18 protein-coding genes are annotated in these 17,175 nt (G+C 69.8%); 7 read left to right on the top strand and 11 right to left on the bottom strand.

What is annotated here, in order from left to right; all coding sequences use genetic code 11:
- Positions 1–304: 304 nt before the first annotated feature.
- From phoU to ACMGFG_RS20805, 6 genes are all read right to left on the bottom strand, one after another.
- Entirely contained in the window at positions 305–985 is a 681-nt protein-coding gene (phoU, locus tag ACMGFG_RS20830; protein ID WP_436932227.1) for a phosphate signaling complex protein PhoU, read from the bottom strand.
- A 92-nt stretch (positions 986–1,077) separates the two neighbouring features.
- Positions 1,078–1,737, bottom strand: coding sequence for an HAD family hydrolase (locus tag ACMGFG_RS20825; protein WP_436932226.1), 660 nt, complete (start codon positions 1,735–1,737; stop codon positions 1,078–1,080).
- 64 nt (positions 1,738–1,801) lie between these two features.
- The gene (gene pstB / locus ACMGFG_RS20820; protein WP_436932225.1) at positions 1,802–2,731 is read right to left on the bottom strand and encodes a phosphate ABC transporter ATP-binding protein PstB; all 930 of its coding nucleotides are present in this window, start codon (positions 2,729–2,731) and stop codon (positions 1,802–1,804) included.
- Positions 2,728–4,368 carry a phosphate ABC transporter permease PstA gene (gene pstA, locus ACMGFG_RS20815; RefSeq protein ID WP_436932224.1) on the bottom strand — a complete coding sequence of 547 codons (1,641 nt, stop codon included), beginning with the start codon at positions 4,366–4,368 and terminating at the stop codon, positions 2,728–2,730. Before pstA ends, pstB begins: the two co-directional genes overlap by 4 nt.
- Positions 4,365–5,408, bottom strand: a complete 1,044-nt coding sequence (gene pstC, locus ACMGFG_RS20810; RefSeq protein WP_436932223.1) for a phosphate ABC transporter permease subunit PstC — start codon at positions 5,406–5,408, stop codon at positions 4,365–4,367. The genes pstA and pstC overlap by 4 nt, the downstream gene beginning before the upstream one ends.
- Positions 5,405–6,490: a PstS family phosphate ABC transporter substrate-binding protein gene (locus ACMGFG_RS20805; protein ID WP_436932222.1), complete on the bottom strand. Its 1,086-nt coding sequence runs from the start codon at positions 6,488–6,490 to the stop codon at positions 5,405–5,407. Before ACMGFG_RS20805 ends, pstC begins: the two co-directional genes overlap by 4 nt.
- Before the next feature lie 446 nt (positions 6,491–6,936).
- On the opposite strand from ACMGFG_RS20805, the gene ACMGFG_RS20800 reads away from it, so the two are divergent.
- Positions 6,937–7,935 (top strand): PhoU domain-containing protein, encoded by a 999-nt coding sequence (locus tag ACMGFG_RS20800; protein ID WP_436932221.1) that lies wholly within the window; start codon positions 6,937–6,939, stop codon positions 7,933–7,935.
- Positions 7,936–8,303: 368 nt separating this feature from the next.
- Here the strand turns inward: ACMGFG_RS20800 and ACMGFG_RS20795 are convergent, their stop codons facing one another.
- Positions 8,304–8,675, bottom strand: coding sequence for a 30S ribosomal protein S8e (locus tag ACMGFG_RS20795; protein ID WP_436932220.1), 372 nt, complete (start codon positions 8,673–8,675; stop codon positions 8,304–8,306).
- 172 nt (positions 8,676–8,847) lie between these two features.
- Here ACMGFG_RS20795 and ACMGFG_RS20790 point away from each other — a divergent pair, with 172 nt between their 5' ends.
- The 3 genes from ACMGFG_RS20790 (at position 8,848) to ACMGFG_RS20780 (ending at position 10,435) form a co-directional block, all read left to right on the top strand.
- On the top strand, positions 8,848–9,297 hold the full coding sequence (locus ACMGFG_RS20790; RefSeq protein ID WP_135363749.1) for a DUF2240 family protein: 450 nt from the start codon (positions 8,848–8,850) through the stop codon (positions 9,295–9,297).
- Positions 9,297–9,665 (top strand): DUF7993 family protein, encoded by a 369-nt coding sequence (locus ACMGFG_RS20785; RefSeq protein WP_436932219.1) that lies wholly within the window; start codon positions 9,297–9,299, stop codon positions 9,663–9,665. The genes ACMGFG_RS20790 and ACMGFG_RS20785 overlap by 1 nt, the downstream gene beginning before the upstream one ends.
- An 89-nt stretch (positions 9,666–9,754) precedes the next feature.
- A complete protein-coding gene (locus tag ACMGFG_RS20780; RefSeq protein ID WP_436932218.1) occupies positions 9,755–10,435 on the top strand; it encodes an HAD family hydrolase in 681 nt (226 codons plus the stop codon).
- A 46-nt stretch (positions 10,436–10,481) separates the two neighbouring features.
- On the opposite strand, the gene ACMGFG_RS20775 is transcribed toward ACMGFG_RS20780, so the two are convergent.
- Positions 10,482–11,315 (bottom strand): SDR family oxidoreductase, encoded by an 834-nt coding sequence (locus ACMGFG_RS20775; protein ID WP_436932217.1) that lies wholly within the window; start codon positions 11,313–11,315, stop codon positions 10,482–10,484.
- Positions 11,316–11,400: 85 nt separating this feature from the next.
- Between ACMGFG_RS20775 and ACMGFG_RS20770 the strand changes: the two genes are divergently transcribed.
- Positions 11,401–12,063, top strand: coding sequence for a helix-turn-helix domain-containing protein (locus tag ACMGFG_RS20770; protein ID WP_436932216.1), 663 nt, complete (start codon positions 11,401–11,403; stop codon positions 12,061–12,063).
- A gap of 77 nt (positions 12,064–12,140) precedes the next feature.
- Positions 12,141–12,416 carry a hypothetical protein gene (locus tag ACMGFG_RS20765; protein WP_436932215.1) on the top strand — a complete coding sequence of 92 codons (276 nt, stop codon included), beginning with the start codon at positions 12,141–12,143 and terminating at the stop codon, positions 12,414–12,416.
- Between the two features lie 124 nt (positions 12,417–12,540).
- Here the strand turns inward: ACMGFG_RS20765 and ACMGFG_RS20760 are convergent, their stop codons facing one another.
- The 3 genes from ACMGFG_RS20760 to ACMGFG_RS20750 form a co-directional block, all read right to left on the bottom strand.
- On the bottom strand, positions 12,541–13,479 hold the full coding sequence (locus ACMGFG_RS20760) for a hypothetical protein (protein ID WP_436932214.1): 939 nt from the start codon (positions 13,477–13,479) through the stop codon (positions 12,541–12,543).
- 303 nt (positions 13,480–13,782) lie between these two features.
- Entirely contained in the window at positions 13,783–15,492 is a 1,710-nt protein-coding gene (locus tag ACMGFG_RS20755) for a GTPBP1 family GTP-binding protein (protein WP_436932213.1), read from the bottom strand.
- Positions 15,493–15,624: 132 nt separating this feature from the next.
- Positions 15,625–16,296 (bottom strand): phosphoglycolate phosphatase, encoded by a 672-nt coding sequence (locus tag ACMGFG_RS20750; protein WP_436932212.1) that lies wholly within the window; start codon positions 16,294–16,296, stop codon positions 15,625–15,627.
- Positions 16,297–16,662: 366 nt separating this feature from the next.
- On the opposite strand from ACMGFG_RS20750, the gene ACMGFG_RS20745 reads away from it, so the two are divergent.
- A complete protein-coding gene (locus ACMGFG_RS20745) occupies positions 16,663–17,004 on the top strand; it encodes a DUF6176 family protein (protein WP_436932211.1) in 342 nt (113 codons plus the stop codon).
- Positions 17,005–17,175 lie beyond the last annotated feature (171 nt).

The following is a 17,175-nucleotide window of genomic DNA, read 5'->3' as shown; positions in this document are numbered from 1 at the left end:
GCCGTATCTCAGAGCTTTCGAACTCCGCCGTGAACTCTACAGAAAACCAGGCGACCAAGCGCTCAAACACGCTCTCGACGCCGCGCTCTGAAAATCAACAACGTGCTTCACAAGAGCGTCCCCACGTTTTTGCAGCGGAGGATTCCCGCAGCGCGCCTCCGGCGCGCGAGGAACTCTCCGCTGGAAAAAGTGGGTGCGAACTCTCCGCTGGAAAAAGTGGGTGCGAACTCTCCGCTGGAAAAAGTGGGTGCGAACTCTCCGCTGGAAAAAGTGGGTGCGAACTCTCCGCTGGAAAAAGTGGGCCCTAGTAGATAAGCTGGTCGTCGTTCTCGACCATGTAGAGGGTGCGGGCGGCGATGTTGACGGCGTGGTCGCCGACACGTTCGAGGTCGCGGACGGTGAGCAGCAGGCGCGACACGTCGGCCATGAGCTGTTCGATCTCCTCCTCGCCGGTGCCGTCGTCGACCTCCCGTTCGATGAGGTCGCGGACGATGGTGCTGGAGGCGGCCTCGCAGCGCTCGTCGATGGCGTCGTCGCGCTCGGCGATGGCGACGCAGGCGTCGGGGTCCTCGGACTCGTAGGCGTCCATGGCGGCCTCGACCATCTCGATGACGAGCGTCCCGATCTCCTGGATGTCGACGTCGGGGTACAGGTCGCGCTCGGCCTCGTGGGTGTACTCGCCGAGGTTGGTCGCGAGGTCGGCGATGCGTTCGAGGTCGGTGATGATCTTGAACGAGGCGGCGATGAAGCGCAGGTCCGAGGCGACGGGCTGCTGGAGCGCCAGCAGGTCGATACAGTCCTGTTCGAGGTCGAGATAGAGCTGGTTGACCTCGTCGTCGCCATCGATGACCTCCCAGGCGAGGTCCTCGTCTTTGGTCTCCAGGGCGTCCAGGCCCATCCGCAGGCGTTCGAGGACGACCTCGCTCATGTAGAGCACGTCCTCCTGCAGCGCGTCGAGTTTCTCCTGATATCCTTCGCGTGGCATACCTACGACGACCACCGGCCGGGCAATGTATGTTGTGCCATCCGCGCGAATTGCCGGACCGTGAACTGGACGGAAGGAGACGCCGCGACCCGTCAGTCGGCCAGTCGCTCGGCCAGCGCGGTCAGCGTCTCGACCTCGTAGGTCGGTTCGCGGTCGAGGGCGGTGTCGGCGCGGTGGCTCCGCCGGAGGAAGGCGCTGTCGACGCCCGCGCGGTGGGCGACTTCCACGTCTTTCGGGGAGTCGCCGACGTAGAGGGCCTCGCGGGTGCCCAGTTCGTCGAGCGCGGCGTCGAGGTAGTGGGTCTCGGGCTTGCGGCGGCGGGCACCCTCGACGGTGGGGTCGCGGCCGGCGACGTGCTCGAAGTGGTCGGCCAGGTCGTAGTGGTCGACGACGAACCGGACCGTCTCGTGCTGGTTGTTGCTGACGACGGCCTTCCGGTGGGGGAGGTCCGCCAGCGCGGTCACGTCGTCGTACAGCGGTTTGGCGCCGGACTCGACGGCGTCGCACTGGTGGTCGATGGCGTGGTCCTCGCGGCTGGCCCAGTACTCGGCCAGCGAGAGGTCAAAGGCGTCCTCGACCCGGGCGAGGTCGTCGAGGTCGCCGTCGGCCGCGTGTTCGACGAGCGCCTCGGGCGGGTCGTCGACGCCGTGCTCGGCGAACGCCGCGCGGGCGGCACGGCGTAGCAGGTCCATCTCGGTGAGTTCCACGAGCACGCCGTCGTGGTCGAAGACGACCGCGTCGTAAGTCGTCACTGTGTGCGGTGTTCGGAACGCGACCGCCGTATCGGTGTCGGTCGGCGGGGAGAGAGCGGATCGACTACCCGAACTTGCCGGTGACGTAGTCCTCGACGCGCTGGCTCTCGGGGTTCTCGAAGATCTTCCCGGTGTCGTCGTACTCGACGAGTTCGCCGCCGGTGAGGAACACGGCGGTCTGGTCGGAGATGCGGGCGGCCTGCTGCATGTTGTGCGTGACGACGACGACCGTGTACTCCTCCGCGAGGTCCTCGATGAGGTCCTCGATCTTCGAGGTGGCGACCGGGTCCAGCGCGGACGCTGGTTCGTCCATCAGGATCACGTCGGGGTCGACCGCCAGACAGCGGGCGATACAGAGCCGCTGTTGCTGGCCGCCCGACAGCCCGAGCGCGTTGTCGTCCAGCCGGTCGTTGACCTCGTCCCACAGGGCGGCCTGCCGGAGCGACTGTTCCACGAGTTCGTGCTCCTCGTCGGTGTCGTCGCGGCCGAGCAGGCGCGCGACCAATCCGGTGTTGATCTCGCCGTGCTTGCGCGGCCCGTAGGAGATGTTGTCGCGGATCGACTTGGGGAAGGGATTCGGCGCCTGGAACACCATGCCGACGCGCTTGCGGAGTTCGACCAGGTCGACGCCGTCCTGGTAGATCTCCTCGCCGTCGAGCTCGACCGAGCCGTCGACCTGTGCGGCGGAGATCCGGTCGTTCATCCGGTTGAGCGAGCGCAGGAACGTCGACTTGCCACAGCCCGAGGGGCCGATGAGCGCGGTGACGCTCTCCTCGGGGATGTCCATCGAGACGCCCTTCAGCGCCTGCTCGTCGCCGTAGTGGACGTCCAGGTCGGAGACGCTGAGCTTCGCGTCGCCGGCGAACTCGTACTCGCGCCACTCCTCGCGGACGCGCTCGTCGGTCTCGCCGGCGGTGGTCTCGGGTTCGACGGTCGCGTCGGTTCCGGGTGTCGGTTCCTCGGTGTCGGTCTGGGTGAAGTCGGTTTCGCTCATTGGTCGAGTTTCCTCCTGAAGTAGATCCGCGAGCCGATGCCGACCGCGTAGAAGCTCATCACGACGAGCAACAGCACCAGCGCCGTGGCCCAGGCGAAGTCGAGGTTGTCCCCGAGCCCGGCGGTGATGACCGCGTACAGCTGGTAGGGCAGCGCGCTCGACGACTGCACGAGGTTCACGTCGGGGACGGCGACGAACGGGAACGCCGAGGTGAACCGGAAGCCGCCCTCGACGACGCCGGCGACCTCCGAGGGGAACGGGGAGCTCGTGGTCACGAGCAGGATGGGAGCCGTCTCGCCGGCGATGCGGCCGATGCCGAGGATGACGCCGGTGATGACGCCCGGCAGCGACGCCGGGAGGACGACGCTCTTGATGGTCTCCCACTTGGAGACGCCCAGCGCGGCGCTGGCGTCGCGGTACTCGTCGGGGACGCTCTTCAGCGACTCCCGGCTGGTGATGACCACCAGCGGCAGCAGCATGAACCCGAGGACGAGCTGGCCGGCGAGGATCGAACTGGTGTTGCCGAGCCGCGGGACGAAGAAGGCCAGCCCGAACAGCCCGTAGACGACGCTCGGCGTGCTCCAGAGCCCGTTCGTGGAGATCTCGACGAGCGACGTGAACCGGCCCTGCTCGGCGTACTCGGTGAGGAAGACGGCCGCGCCGACGCCCAGCGGCACCGCGAGCGCCACCGCGCCGACGACCAGCCAGACCGTGCCGACGATGGCCGGGAGCACCCCGTCGATGCCCGTGCCGAGCGTGCTGTACCCCTCCATGACGAACGGCCAGTAGAACCAGACGATCGGCCCCTCGACGACGACCCACGTGTCGAGGACGGGCGGGTTGAACCACGTCCACGGTCCCCAGTAGAGGCCGTACTTGATCCCCTCGGTCATCGGGCCGAAGCCGCGGACGACGATGAACCCGACCAGCGAGCCGAGGAGGGCGAGCATCCCGGCGGCGTTGGTCGCGATGAGGGTGTACGCGCCCAGCTGTCGGCCCTGCGGGCCGAAGCCGCCGTAGACGCGGGCGGCCGTCCAGGCGCCGACGAGCCCGGCGAACAGCGCGATCACCGGGACGCCGACGACGCCCGTTAGCGTGATGGAGAACCCCTCGGGGCTCCACGTCCAGCCGGGGCCGACGAGGCCCGCGGCGACGACCAGCCCCGAGACGAGGACGAACAGCCCGGCCGAGAGAGTGACGCCGAGGTCCTCGCGGGCGACCAATGCGACGGCCGCGCCGACGCCGCCCGCGGCCAGCGCGACGACCGGCCAGACCGTCGAGAGCCCGAGCGTCTGGGCGGCGACGAGCCCGCCGACCGCGAACCACAGCAGCCCGAGGAACGCGGCGGAGACGAGCCCGCCGGTGTGTCCGGGTTCGGCCGCGAAGCGGCCGCCGTAGGAGGCGGCCCCCAGCGCCACGATGCCGACCCCGACGGCGGTCAGCGACCCGCCCAGCGCCGCGGCGACGGTGACGCCGCCGAGGGCGGTGTCGGCCGGGACGTACTGGGCGAGCGCGAGCACCGCGAGGACGAACGACGCGAACGACAGGGCGACCAGCCCGCCGCTGACCAGCTCGCGCGTCGAGGAGTCGTCGGCGACCAGGACGTCGCGGTCGTCGAGGTCCGTGCGGTAACTCATTGTTCACCTCCCAGCCGCTCACTCATCCGGCGCTCGATGAGCTGCGACGCGACGGAGAAGCCCATGACGGTGACGAACAGGACGACGCCGGCCGCGAACAGCCCCGACATCTGGAGACCGCTGGCGGCGCCGTACTGGCTGGCGATGAGGCTCGTGAGCGTGATCGTGCTGTCGAAGACGTCCGTCAGCGGCGTGGGGAGCTCGACGACGTTGGCGAGGATGACCGTCGCGGCCATCGTCTCGCCGACGGCGCGGCCGACGCCGAGCAGGACTGCGGCGGAGATGCCGGAGAAGGCGGTCGGCAGCGTGACGCTGGTGGTCGTCTGCCAGTCCGTCGCGCCCAGCGCGTGGGCGCCGTCTTTCGTCGGGTCCGGGACGGCCGCGATGGCGTCCTCGGCAACCGAGACGACTGTCGGGAGCGCCATCACCCCGATGACGAACCCGACGATGAAGATGTTCCCGAGCTGCGGGACGCGCAGCTCGGTCTGGAAGTACGGCGAGAGGACGGTGAAGCCGATGAACCCGTAGACGATGGAGGGGATACCGGCGAGCATCTCGACGGCCGGTTTCACTATCTCCCGCGCCCATGCGGGCGCGACTTCGCTGATGAAGACGGCGCCGGCGACCCCGAGCGGCGCCGCGACGAGCGTCGCGATGACCGTCGTCACCAGCGTCCCCCACATCATCGGGACGAGCGAGTAGACGTTCCGCCCCGTGTCCCAGAACGGGTCGGAGCCGACGAGGAGGTACAGCCCCATCTCCCGCGCAACCGGGACGGCGTTGATCACCAGGTAGACGGTGATGAACCCGAGGATCAGGACCGTCGAGGTGGTCGTCGCGAACAACAGAAAGCGGGCGGTGCTCTCCTCCGCGACGACGTAGCTGGCGACGACGAACGCGGCGAACGCGAGCAGGATGGGGCCCGTCAGCGCCGGCGCGACCAGAAACGAGAGGATCGCGGCCGCGACGAGGACGCTCCCGACGCTCCCGACGACCTGCGTCCCGGTGTCCAGTCCGTCGAGTCGCGTCGCGACGCTCATGCTTCGGGCTCCGGCAGTTTCTCGAACTCTTCCTGCTGGCGCTCGGCCGTGAGCTTCGAGTACCCCTCGACCTCGACGAAGTTCTGCTGGCCGAAGTCGCTGAGGATCATCCGGAGGAACGCGGCCTCCTTCGCCGAGGTGCCCTCCCAGGTGTAACAGTGCAGATCCCGGGCGAGCGGGTAGGAGGGGTCCGAGAGGTTCTCGCCCGGCGTGTAGGTCGTCCCGTCGAACGAGAGCTCGACGGCGGGCACCGAGTCGTCGGTGAACGCCAGCGCCATGTACGCGACGGCGTTGTTGGAGCTCGCGACGGTGGTCTTGACCTGCTGGTTCTGTCCCTTCCGGCCGTCGACGCCGTCCATCGGGGCGTTGGGGCCGCCGAGCATGTTCGTCCGGAAGGCGGTGTCGGTGCCCGACCCCTCGGCGCGCCCGATGGCCTGGATCTCCCTTTCGGGGCCGTCGTAGCTCGGGATCTCCGACCACCGGGTGATCTCGCCGGTGTAGATCCCCCGGACCTGCTCGGCGGTGAGCTTCGTCACGCCCGCGTCGTAGATCTCCGTGCTCACGACGATGGGCTGGGCGTCGACGGCGATGACGTGCTCCGTGAAGCTCGACAGCTCCTCCTCGGAGGCGTCGGGGAACTCGGCGCTCGCGGGCGCGCTCGCGTTCCCGATGTCGATCTGCTGGTCGCGGAGCTTCTCCAGGCCGGTCCCGGAGTGGCTGAGGCCGACGTTCACCTCGAACGGCGGCGACACGTCGCCGTCGGCCTCGAAGCCGTACTTGCTCGCCCAGTAGTCGGCCAGCCGCTCGTCGGTCTCGATGTCGTACTGGCTCGGCCCCCAGTACTCCCGGTCGGTCGGCGGGTAGTTCGACGCCCAGTACGACGCGGCCCGCTGGACCATCGGGAACAGCGTCGACGAGCCGCCCGCCTTGAGCAGTTCGGTGCTCGAGCCCCCGCCGCCGCCGGCGCCGCCCGCGGCCTGTCCCGGCGGTGTGGGACTCGTACTGATACAGCCACCCAGCGACGCGGCGACGCCCGCCGCGCCAGCCAGCAGTTGTCGGCGGGTTACAGGGTTCTCCCGCATTACCGGATCAGTGGCCCCAGATTGACTAAATACTCTACTATTATAGCTATATAGATGTACATACCCATGCCCACCGCTACGGACGGACGGGCGGCGCCGGTAGGGTCGGCGTATCGCCGGGGTACGCGCCGGACGCGGCGGCCTGTGTCCGCGGCGGCGAGGAGACTCGCTCTCGGCCGGGGATACCAGCTGCTGGCGTGAGACGGTTCGACGGGGTGCCTCGACGCCGCGCGGACCGCACCGACCGTTCGGCCCGGGTACGGCCATCATATCCGACTCTGATGGATATATATCCGATCGGAGTCGCCGGCGGATCTCGGTGCTCGCCGCGAAGATCCACAGGAGGCGAGCCGAACCGGAGTGATATATGGCGCAATATACCGGTACGTAGCTGTAAATATATAGAAAGGGGTTGATTTATTTGCGAGTGACGACGACCCACCGCTATGGAGACGCGCAAGGTCCAGGTCACGGGCGGGTCGACGTACACGGTGTCGCTGCCGAAGGACTGGGCGACGGAGAACGACGTGAGCGCGGGCAGCGTCGTCGAGTTCCACTCCGAGGAGGACATCCTGCTGCTGTCGCCGAAGAGCGACGAGGAGCGCGAGGAGGGGTCGATCGAGATCGACGGGCTGGAGGGCGACCAGCTCACGCGCGCGGTGATGACGATGTACGTCAGCGGGTTCGACGTGATCAACTTCGAGGCCGCCCGGGTCACCGCCGGCCAGCGCCGCACCATCCGCGAGGCGACCCAGGGGCTGGTCGGCCTGGAGGTCATCGAGGAGACAGGCGAGCGGGTCGTCCTCCAGGACCTGCTGGACTCCTCGGAGCTGTCGGTCCACAACGCCATCACGCGGATGCGGCTGGTGTCGCTGACGATGCTCTCGGACGCGGTCACCGCCCTGCTGGAGGACGACGACGAGCTCGCCCACGACGTGATCGAGCGCGACGACGACGTGGACCGGCTGTGGTACATGGTCTCCCGGGTGTTCCGGACGGTCCTGCGGAACCCGGCCGCCGCCACCGAGATCGGCTTCCCCCGCGAGACGGTCTTCGACTACCAGTCCAGCGCCCGCCAGCTGGAGCGGATCGCCGACCACGCCACCAAGATCGCGAACATCGCGCTGGAGATCGGCCCGGTCGGCGAGTCGGTCGCGGAGGTGCTGAGCGACCTCCAGACCGCCGCCGTCACCGTCCCGGAGACCGCGATGGACGCGCTCCTGGAGGACGACCCCGACGAGGCGGTCGCGCTCGCGACCGAGGCCCGCGCCGACCTGCCCGACATCGACGAGCGCGCCCGCGATGTCGACGACGTGATCCGCGACCTCGACGACCCCGAACTCGCCCAGTCGCTCGGGCTCGTCGTCGACTCCCTCTCGCGGACCGCCGACTACGGCGGCAACATCGCCGAGAGCGCGCTCCAGAAGGCGGCGCCCTCGCCCTGAGACCCGGCCGACTCGCCCCGGACGACCGCCGCGGGACAACTGGAGACCCGCTGCGCGTCCGCTTCTCCGCTGGTTAGTCGGCAAGCGGCGGCTACGGGGACTGCGGAAAACGGGGCATGGTGCCCCGGACGAGGTGGCAGTCGCGGGTGGGACGTGCGGCGCGCGTCGAACGGGGCGGGGTGCTCGGTGGCGCTCGCTGGTGAGCGCCGCACGCCATCAGAGCGTGGGGGATCGACCGCCAAAAGGCTCGCTAAGAGGGGTACGGTCGGCTCCCCTCCGGAATCGATTGGATCGGACCGCTATATAGACGCCGTCGCCGGGGAACCGCACTACCACGGTTCGGTGGCGACCGCGGCGAGAAAACGGGCCTATTCGACGAGGACGGCGTTGATCTGGCCGTCCTGTCCGGGACGGGAGGTGACGCGGGCGCGCCCCTCGCTGGTCTCGATGATGGCGCCCTTGGTGACGATGTTCCGGCGCACGTAGTTGGGGTTCGAGGAGTTTTCGACGACGTCCTCGATGTCGGCGGCGACGACCTCGCCGTCGGTCGCGACGCTGGCGGTGTCGGCGGTGATGGCGCGGACCTTCTCGGTGTTGCCGCGGGCGTCGACCGTCTTGAGGCGCGTCTCGCCGACGCGGGTCTCGGTCGGCTGGTCGCCCAGTTCGTGCTTCTTCTTCTTCCGGAAGTTCCGGCGTCGGCCGCCGGTGCGCTTGCGCGGGGAGCGTCCCTGGAACTTCATACCCGTGGAGTCGCCCAGCGTCTACTTGAACCTCTCGACTCCCGGTCGCCGCGACGCCCGGAGACGCCGTTCGCTCGCGCCGGAGCCGTTCGCGACGGTCGCGCACCGTCCGACCGCCCCGCCGGCCGGCGACCGGCAACGTTACGTGCCGGGCCGCGCCCATCGACGGACGATGAGTCTGCGCCGCGCCGTCGCCGTCCCCTTCCGGGCGAAGGGCCGGGAGACCCTCTCGGAGAGCGAGTTCGTCGTCGCGCTCTCGCTGGACCGCGAGTGGTTCTCGCCCGAGCAGGCCAAGCGACTCGTCGACGTGGCCGCCACCGAGGGGCTGCTCGACCGCGAGGACGACGAACTCGACCCGACGTTCGACCCGCGGGAGGTGACCGTCCCCGACGGGTTCGAGCCTGGCGACGACGTGTTGCGCCAGCGGTCGAACTTCGAGCGCGCGCTCGACGCGATCGTCCAGTCCGGGGTGGAGAAACAGGACGCCGTCGCGGCGGTCAACGGCCTCCAGGCCGACCTCGGCGTCACCGTCGAGGCCGCGGCGGTCGTCTACGCCCGCCGCCAGGGCGTCGAACTGGGCGACCTGGCCGACCGCGCCGCCGGCGAACTGGGGGACGACTGATGGTCGAGGACCGCGTCACGGACGGCAAGCGCATCGCCCAGCTGCTCTCCTCGGAGCTCTCCGGACGCGACAGGGGCGTCCTCGGCGACGTGTCCGTCGTCGACGCCGACCCCGACACCGAGCCCGCTCCCGAGGGGACGGTCGGCTACGCCGTCACCGCCCGCGGCGAGCGGGTCGGGACCGTCCGGCTCTACCCGGAGGCGGCGACGCTCTCTGTCGAGGGCGACCTGCTCGCCGACCAGGTGGCCGACGCCGTCGAGGGGCCGGACCTGGCCGTGACCGACGACGGCGCGGTCCGGATCGAGTCCGGGGCGGCGGTCAAGCGAGCCGTGGACGCGCTGGTCGCCGGGCTCTCCGACGAGCAGTAGCGCGGAGCGCGGCCCCGACAGGGGGTGACCGGCTCCGGATGCGGGTGGGACCGACCGGCTTTTGGCCGCCGGGTCGCTACTATCCCGCAATGACGGGGCCAGTCGAGGCCGTCCTGTTCGACCTGGACGACACTCTCTGCACCTACGAGCGCAGCGCCGACGACATCCTGGCGATCGCCTTCGACCGGGTCGGCGTCGACCCCTTCTTCGACGGTGCCGAGTACGTCGAGCGACTGGGCGAGTTCTCCGACGCGGGCGACGACATCCGCGACACGCGCCGGGCGGCGTTCGGCACCTTCGCCGTCGAGGCGGGCCACGACGAGGCCGTCGGCGAGGAGATAGCCGACATCTACACCGACGAGCGCGACCAGACGAACGTCCGCTTCCTCGACGGCGCGGAGGCGGCGCTGGACGCGCTGGCCGACGCCTACCGGATCGGCATGGTCACCAACGGCGACCCGTGGATGCAGTCACAGAAGCTCGCCGGCCTCGGCATCGAGGACCGCTTCGAGGTGGTCGTCCACGGCGGCCACGACGCGCCGTACAAGCCCGACCCCGAACCGTTCCACCTCGCGCTGGAGGAGCTGGGGGTCGACGCCGAGCGGACCGTCCACGTCGGCAACTCCCACGCATCGGACGTGACCGGCGCCCACGCCGCGGGTCTGCGGTCGGTCTGGCTCGCCGACGGCCGCGAGGGGGTCGCCCTCGACCCCGAGCCCCACCACGTCGTCGAGTCGCTGCACGCCCTCACCGAGGAGCCCTGGGCCTGAGGGGCATCGCGGTCGGTCGACCCGCGTTTTCCGATTTCCTCGCCCTTCACCCGGACGACGCGCCGGCCCGGTCGGTCACCGACTCCGGCGGTCCGCCGTATCGCTCGGCAAGCCACGACTCCCAGGTCACCGTGCCGACCGCGTGGTCCGGACGGGTGGCCTTCCCAGCGCGGAAGCCCTTCGCGACGCCGCCGGGGATCGGCAGTCGAACGACCGCCCGACGGAGTCCCCGGGCCTCGCGGTACGCGCTCGCGAGTTCGCCGAGCCGGTGGACCGCCGGCCCGCCGACGGGGTCCGCGCGGCCGCGGGGTCCGTCCGCGAGGTAGTCGACGATCCGGTCCGCGACCTCGCGGTGGTCGACCGGCTGGGCCCGCAGTTCCGTCGGGAGCGGCCAGACTGGCAGTTTCGCGACCGTCCCGAGAAGCTCGTCGACGAACGCGTGGAACTGCGTCGCCCGCAGAGTCGTCGACGGGACGGGACTGGCCTCGACCGCCCGCTCGGCCTCGCGCTTGCGCTCGTAGTACGAGAACGGGATCTCGCCGACGCCGACGATCGAGGGGTAGAGGAGGTGCTCGACGCCCGCACCCTCGGCCGCGTCCAGTAGCCGCTCGGTCCCGCGAACGTCGACCGCCATGGTGTCACCCTGCGGTGCCGTCGCCGCGTGGACGACCGCGTCGGCGTCGGCGACTCCGGCCTCGATCCCCGTTCCCTCGACGAGGTCCAGTTTAACCCACTCGATAGTTCCGTCGCCCTCCGCGGTCGGGGGCGGATCGTCGAGCCGCCGGGTCGCTGCCAGCACCCGCCACCCGGCCTCGACCAGTCGGTCGACGAGCGCGCCGCCGAGGGTCCCGGTCGCACCGGTCACCAGTACGCTCTCCATGGTCGAGGCGACGCGCCGGACGGACCTGTCGGTACTGCCGCATCTGTCCGGCGGGTTTATGATGGAGACGGGCGGACAGCCGACCGTGAAGCGTCTTCGAGTCTCGATCACCGCCGGGGGCCGCGAGGGGGAGATCCACCCGATGTACGGCGTGATGACCCGGGCGCCGTTCGTCGAGCGCGCGACGGCGCTGCAGTGGAACTTCACGGGCGACGCGCTCGGGATCCTCCACTACGTCGAGGGCGACGCCGACGCCTTCGCGGCGGCGGCCGACGACATCGACGTGGTCGTCGGCTACGACATCGAACCCGTCGGCGACGACGCCTTCTACGCGTACGTCCGCGACGCGACGACGGACTCGCTCGCCGAGCTGTTCGGCCCGATCAGCCGGGGTGGGCTCGTCGTCGTTCCGCCCATCGTCTACGGGGCCGACGGCGAGGTGACGCTCACGATATTCGGTCCGGACGAGGAACTCCAGGCGGCGATGGGCGCGATCCCCGAGCCCGTCGAGGTGACCGTCGAGGCCGTCGGGTCGCTCGCGGCCTCCCGCGTCGCGCCGGCGGCGCGGCTGACTGACCGCCAGCGGGAGGCCGCCGAGGCCGCCCTCGACCTGGGCTACTACGACGTGCCGCGGACCGGCGACCACGAGGCGGTCGCCGACGCGCTCGGCTGTGCGCCCAGCACCGCCGCCGAACACCTGCGGAAGGCCGAGTCGAAGCTCCTCCGGGCCGTCCTGCGCGAGGGGTGACGGGCGCGTTCCCGGCGGAACCTGTCCTTGCCAGTGCCGGCAGACGGTTCTCCGCCGGTGAGGCGCTACCGTCCGGTATGGCGAGCTCCCGGTCGATACAGGGCGTCGAACAGAGCGAGAACTACTACCACGTGCGCTACCGCGACCCCGACGAGTTCGACGAGATCCGGACGCCCGACTGGGCCGCGAACGTCGCCGGGTCGGTCGTCTCCGGCGCCGAGGTGCGTACCGGCGACGAGCACGGCAACGAGGACTGGACCGCCCAGAGCGTCCTGATCCCGGTCGACGGCGTCGCCGACGAGAGCGAGGCGCGCGACGCCGCCGACGAGATCGTCGCGAAGATGGAATCCTGAGGGCGCTACCGCCGCTCTTCTCCGGGACCGAGGTCACCCGATAGCCGACGCTATCGGGGTGGGCGTTCGAAAAAAGCGCGGGTGTCTCGCTGTCGACCGCCCTGGTGACGCCGATTCGGGGCGTCTACTGCCAGTTCTGCTGCTGGGTCGCCTGGTCCTGCTGGGTCGCCTGGTCCTGCTGGGTCGCCAGGTCCTGCTGGGTCCGCTGGGCGTACATCTGCCCGCCCGACTGGCTCTGGCGACCCTGTTGGCTCTGCTGACCCTGCTGGCCCTGCTGGTTCTCCGACAGGAACTGGCCGGTCTGGGGGTCACGCGGCTGGTGTTCGGCCTTCTGGTGCTGGAACTCCCGGAACTGCTGGGAGTGGCGGCGGTCCTGGGCGCCCTGGTCGGCGCCGCGGCCCTGCTGGCCGGGGATGCCGGCCTGCTGACCGGCGGGCCGCTGGCTGGCCGGGATGTACCCCTGTTGCCCGCTCGGCTGCTGGCTCGTCCCGCGGGACTGCTGGCTCGTCCCCCGTGTCTGCGGCTGCTGTTGGCCCATCTGCTGGGCCTGTGGCTGCTGACCCATCCCCTGTGTCTGCGGCTGCTGGCCCAGCTGCTGGGTCTGCGGCTGCTGACTCGCCTGCTGGGCCTGTGGCTGCTGATACTGCTGATCCTGTGGCTGTTGCTGGGTCTGGGCCTGGGGTTGCTGGTACTGCTGACTCTGGCCCTGCGGCTGCTGGTACTGCTGACTCTGGGCCTGGGGTTGCTGGTACTGCTGACTCTGGCCCTGCTGACCGCCCTGCGACCCCGTCGACAGGAACTGCCCAGTCTGTGGGTCACGCGGTCGCTGCCGTGCGATCTGGCTCATCCGCTGTCGGAACTGCCGGGAGTGGCGGCGGTCCTGGGCGGCCTGGTCGGCGCCGCGGCCCTGCTGGCCGGGGACGCCGGCCTGCTGACCGGCGGGCTGCTGGCTGGCCGGGATGTACCCCTGCTGCTGTGTCGGCTGCTGGCCCGTTCCCTGCTGTGGCTGGGTCTGTTGCTGTCCGAACGATCCCTGCTGTCCTGGCTGGTTCTGGAAACTCATAGTTGATCTCCGCGCGCGGAACCGCGCCGTCGCGTCGTCCCGCACGCGTGTGGTCCCCTGGACGCCACCGGTCAAAGTTACCGACCGGCTGTTCGACGGGTAGCGGAGCGATAGAAATCACGGGACGGCGGTTGGGCCGCGTTTCTCGCAGTACCCCCGTCTTAGCGAGCCCGTAGCCGGCCGCTGGACCGAGTGGGCGACGGCTACCCGTCCGTAACTGTCGCTTGCCGGGACACGTGGCGACGAGCCCGCGGCGACGGCCGCTACTCGTCGGAGAAATATCGAAGACGGCGCCGGTAGTCGTTACTCGTCGGGGCGAACGTCGGTGACCTTGCCGACGCCCTTCGACTGGCCCTCGCGGAAGACGAACCGCTGGCCTTCCTCGACCAGGTAGGGTCGGAACTTGAACCGGACCCGTGCCGTCCCGGAGTCGCCGGGGAGCAACCGCCCGTCGTCGGGGTAGAAGGCGGCGGCCTCGCTGACCGTCTCGAGGTGGACGACCGGTTCGTACCCCTCGCCGATGCGGGTGGGGTGGTTGAGCACCATCACCTCGGCCTCGAACTCGCGGACGGGGTCGGGGTCGGCGTCGCGGGGCAGGAGGGCCATCCCCCGCTCCACGTCGGCCTCGCGGACGCCCTTCAGGGCGATGCCGACGATGCGGCCGGCCTTGGCGCGGTCGACGCGGTGGTAGTGCATCTCGATCGACCGGACCTCGACCTCGCGGAACCCGCCGTCCTGCATCGGGCCGAGCAGGAGTTCGTCGCCGGCCTCCACACGACCGGACCGGATGGTCCCCGAGGCGACGGCGCCGACGCCGGTGACCTTGTACGAGCGGTCGACGTACATCGTGAACTCGTCGTCGGTCGGGCCGGCGGTCTTGGGCAGTCGCTCCAGCAGTTCGTCGAGCGTGTCCATCCCCTCCATCGTGACCGCGCTGGTCGCCAGCACCGGGACGACGGTGTCGTCGATCTCCTCGACGGCCGCGCCGACGCCGTGGCGGGCCACGGACAGCGGCGTCTTGTCCACCTCGCGGAGCTGGCGCTCGACCTCGCGTTCGACCTCCGCCAGGCGTTCGTCGCTGACGATGTCCGCCTTCGTGATGACGACCATCGTCGGCAGGTCGGTGGCGAGCAGGATCCCCAGGTGTTCGCGCGTGGTCTTCGTCGGGCCGTCGTCGGCCGCGACGGTCAGGAGGCCGTAGTCGAGCTTCTGGCCGACCAGCCCGCGGATCGTCGTGCGCAGCCACGGCTCGTGGCCGACCGTGTCGACGAACGAGACGAGTCGGTCGGCCTCCTCGACGACGCGGGCGCGGTCGGACTTGCGGTCGGGGTTGTCCATCCGGACCGGGCCGTCGTCGTCGAAGCCGTAGACGCCGTAGGAGAGGTCCGCGGAGAGGCCGCGTTCGACCTCGTGGGGTTGCACGTCGAGGTACGAGCGAGTACCCCCTTCGCCGTCGTCGGGCTGGCCGGTGACGAGGGTGCCGACCAGCGTGGACTTGCCGTGGTCGACGTGGCCGGCGGTGCCGACGACGATGTGTTCGTCGTCCTCCAGCACGGCACCCTCGCGGACGATGGCGACGCCGACGATGCCCTCGGCGGGCGCGTCGGACTCGGGCGGCTCGTAGTCACTGTCGGGGGACGCCGCGGCGCTGCCGGCGTCGCCCGGCTGTGTGCCGCCTTTCGGTTTCGCGCGGCCGTCGGCGTCGACGCCCCAGGTCTCGACGTTCTCGATGTGGGCGTCGGCCTCCTCGGCCAGCAGGCTCAGCACGTCCATCGACTCGGTGAACGCCTCGGGGGCGATGCCGGCGAGGGCGCCGTCGTCGGTGACGCCGACGACGTAGGTGGCCTCCCCGTCGCCGGAGAGGACGCGGTGGCGCAGCTGGGCGGCCAGCGACTCGCGACGGCCGTCCGCCAGGTGCAGGTCCTTCGTGAGCCGCTCTTTGAACTCGACGCTGCCGCCCTCGCGCTCACCGCGCTCGATGGCGCGTTCGAGGGCGGCCCGGTCGGGGCTCATGGGGGTCGGTAACGGGGGCCGGTACAAAAGCCTTCTCCGGGTTTGCACCCGATTCGCGTCCGGAGCGCTCCCGAGCGGTCCGTATCGCTCCCCAGGCCTCGTGAGCGGATTCGCCGCTGGCAGACAGAGACGTTACCGCACGCGCTCGACCGCTTCGAGGAACCCCTCGCCGTAGGCGGCGTCGAGCACCACGTCCGCGGTCTCCCGGGCCGGCTCGTCGGCGTTGGCGACCGCGAACGACCGGCCCGTGACCTCGAAGGTCGACACGTCGTTGATGGAGTCGCCGACCGCGACGAACTCCGCGGGGTCCCGATCCAGCCGCTCGGCGACGGCTTCCAGCGCCCGGCCCTTGCTCACGTCGGGCGACTTGACGTGGTAGGCGAAGCCGGTGTCGACGACTTCGAGGCCGTGGTCGGCGGCGATCCGCTGGAGCGGTTCCAGCGGCGCCTCGCGGCTGACGGCCACCTCCGTCTCGCGCCAGCGGTTGACCAGGTCGTGGGATCCCCACCCCAGTTCGTGGCCCGTTTCGACGTACTCGTCGACCACGTTCTGCGCGGCCTCGCGGTCGCCGAGGAACAGCAGGTCGTCGGTCGCGTGGACGAACGCGACGCCGCCGTTCTCGGCCACCACCGTCCGCTCGACGCCCGCGAACTCGCAGAGTGCGACGGGGTAGGGGAGTGCCTTCCCCGTCGCGAGCACCACGGGTGCGTCCCACTCGCGGAGGACGGGCAACACGGGCGGGTGGACGGCACGGTCCTCGTCGGTCAGCGTTCCGTCGATGTCGACGGCGAGCGGTGGCGTCACTGGTCCGATTTCAGTGGTGCGTCGGCAAAAACGTGTGTGAAGCCGCCGGCGCGCGTCACTCGGTGACTGTTCGGTCCAGGTGGTGTAGGTATCACGCCAGCATCCGCCGAGCGACCGGCGGGAGCGAGGCGGTTCACCGGACGCAAGCGAGCGGAGCGAGCGCGTCGTCCGGCCTTTTTCCCCACGTTTTTGCAGCGGAGGATTCCCGCAGCGCGTCCCTGGCGCGCGAGGAACTCTCCGCTGGAAAAACGTGGGTATGCACGCCGTACTGAACGGTCACAGAGCCTCGGCGGTCGCCTCCGAGGGAGACGGTCTCCCAAGGTCACCCAAACGGTAAGTGACCGACCGGAACATCATTCAGACAGAATGACTGATGTCGTGATGGTCAAACAGCGCGTAGAGGAGGGCAAAGTCGACCGGCTGCGAGAGTGGATGGCCGAGGTCCGCGACCGGAGAGACGAGGCCGAGGCAACGCTGCGCGACGAGGGAATGCTGACCGAGTCGGCGTTCCTCGAACGCACCGACGACGGGCCGCATCTCGTCTACTACATGGAGGCCGAGGACATCGAGCGGGTCTGGGACCAGTACGAGGACTCCGACCACGATATCGACCGGGAACACAAGCAGGTCATGAGCGATGTGCTGCCGGATGGCCGCGACGTGGGCGACTACGAACTCCTGTACCACCTCACGAACCCCGATCGCTGACGAAGTTTCTTTAAGTGGTTCTCGTCACAACGGTCTGTAGTAAGAGGAGTCTCGCGGAGACCCGAAATCACCCAGCGGACGCTACGTCTCTAGTCGGTCGTCTCGGGAGCCGTATGACGACTCCCTTCTCCGGTGGCTCGTCGCGAACAGTCTTTTAAGTCATTCTCGTCA

This window comes from Halosimplex halobium, from assembly GCF_051414055.1.
In the GTDB taxonomy this organism is placed as follows: domain Archaea; phylum Halobacteriota; class Halobacteria; order Halobacteriales; family Haloarculaceae; genus Halosimplex; species Halosimplex halobium.
This window is presented reverse-complemented; position numbering and strand designations above follow the sequence as displayed.

Bases quoted from the DNA above. Each gene is read 5' to 3' on its own strand.
- pstB (WP_436932225.1), bottom strand. From the start codon at position 2,731: ATGAGCGAAACCGACTTCACCCAGACCGACACCGAGGAACCGACACCC.
- pstC (WP_436932223.1), bottom strand. From the start codon at position 5,408: ATGAGCGTCGCGACGCGACTCGACGGACTGGACACCGGGACGCAGGTC.
- ACMGFG_RS20785 (WP_436932219.1), top strand. From the start codon at position 9,297: ATGGTCGAGGACCGCGTCACGGACGGCAAGCGCATCGCCCAGCTGCTC.
- ACMGFG_RS20775 (WP_436932217.1), bottom strand. From the start codon at position 11,315: ATGGAGAGCGTACTGGTGACCGGTGCGACCGGGACCCTCGGCGGCGCG.
- ACMGFG_RS20765 (WP_436932215.1), top strand. From the start codon at position 12,141: ATGGCGAGCTCCCGGTCGATACAGGGCGTCGAACAGAGCGAGAACTAC.
- ACMGFG_RS20780 (WP_436932218.1), top strand. From the start codon at position 9,755: ATGACGGGGCCAGTCGAGGCCGTCCTGTTCGACCTGGACGACACTCTC.
- ACMGFG_RS20790 (WP_135363749.1), top strand. From the start codon at position 8,848: ATGAGTCTGCGCCGCGCCGTCGCCGTCCCCTTCCGGGCGAAGGGCCGG.
- phoU (WP_436932227.1), bottom strand. From the start codon at position 985: ATGCCACGCGAAGGATATCAGGAGAAACTCGACGCGCTGCAGGAGGAC.
- ACMGFG_RS20755 (WP_436932213.1), bottom strand. From the start codon at position 15,492: ATGAGCCCCGACCGGGCCGCCCTCGAACGCGCCATCGAGCGCGGTGAG.
- ACMGFG_RS20795 (WP_436932220.1), bottom strand. From the start codon at position 8,675: ATGAAGTTCCAGGGACGCTCCCCGCGCAAGCGCACCGGCGGCCGACGC.
- ACMGFG_RS20760 (WP_436932214.1), bottom strand. From the start codon at position 13,479: ATGAGTTTCCAGAACCAGCCAGGACAGCAGGGATCGTTCGGACAGCAA.
- ACMGFG_RS20805 (WP_436932222.1), bottom strand. From the start codon at position 6,490: ATGCGGGAGAACCCTGTAACCCGCCGACAACTGCTGGCTGGCGCGGCG.
- pstA (WP_436932224.1), bottom strand. From the start codon at position 4,368: ATGAGTTACCGCACGGACCTCGACGACCGCGACGTCCTGGTCGCCGAC.
- ACMGFG_RS20745 (WP_436932211.1), top strand. From the start codon at position 16,663: ATGACTGATGTCGTGATGGTCAAACAGCGCGTAGAGGAGGGCAAAGTC.
- ACMGFG_RS20800 (WP_436932221.1), top strand. From the start codon at position 6,937: ATGGAGACGCGCAAGGTCCAGGTCACGGGCGGGTCGACGTACACGGTG.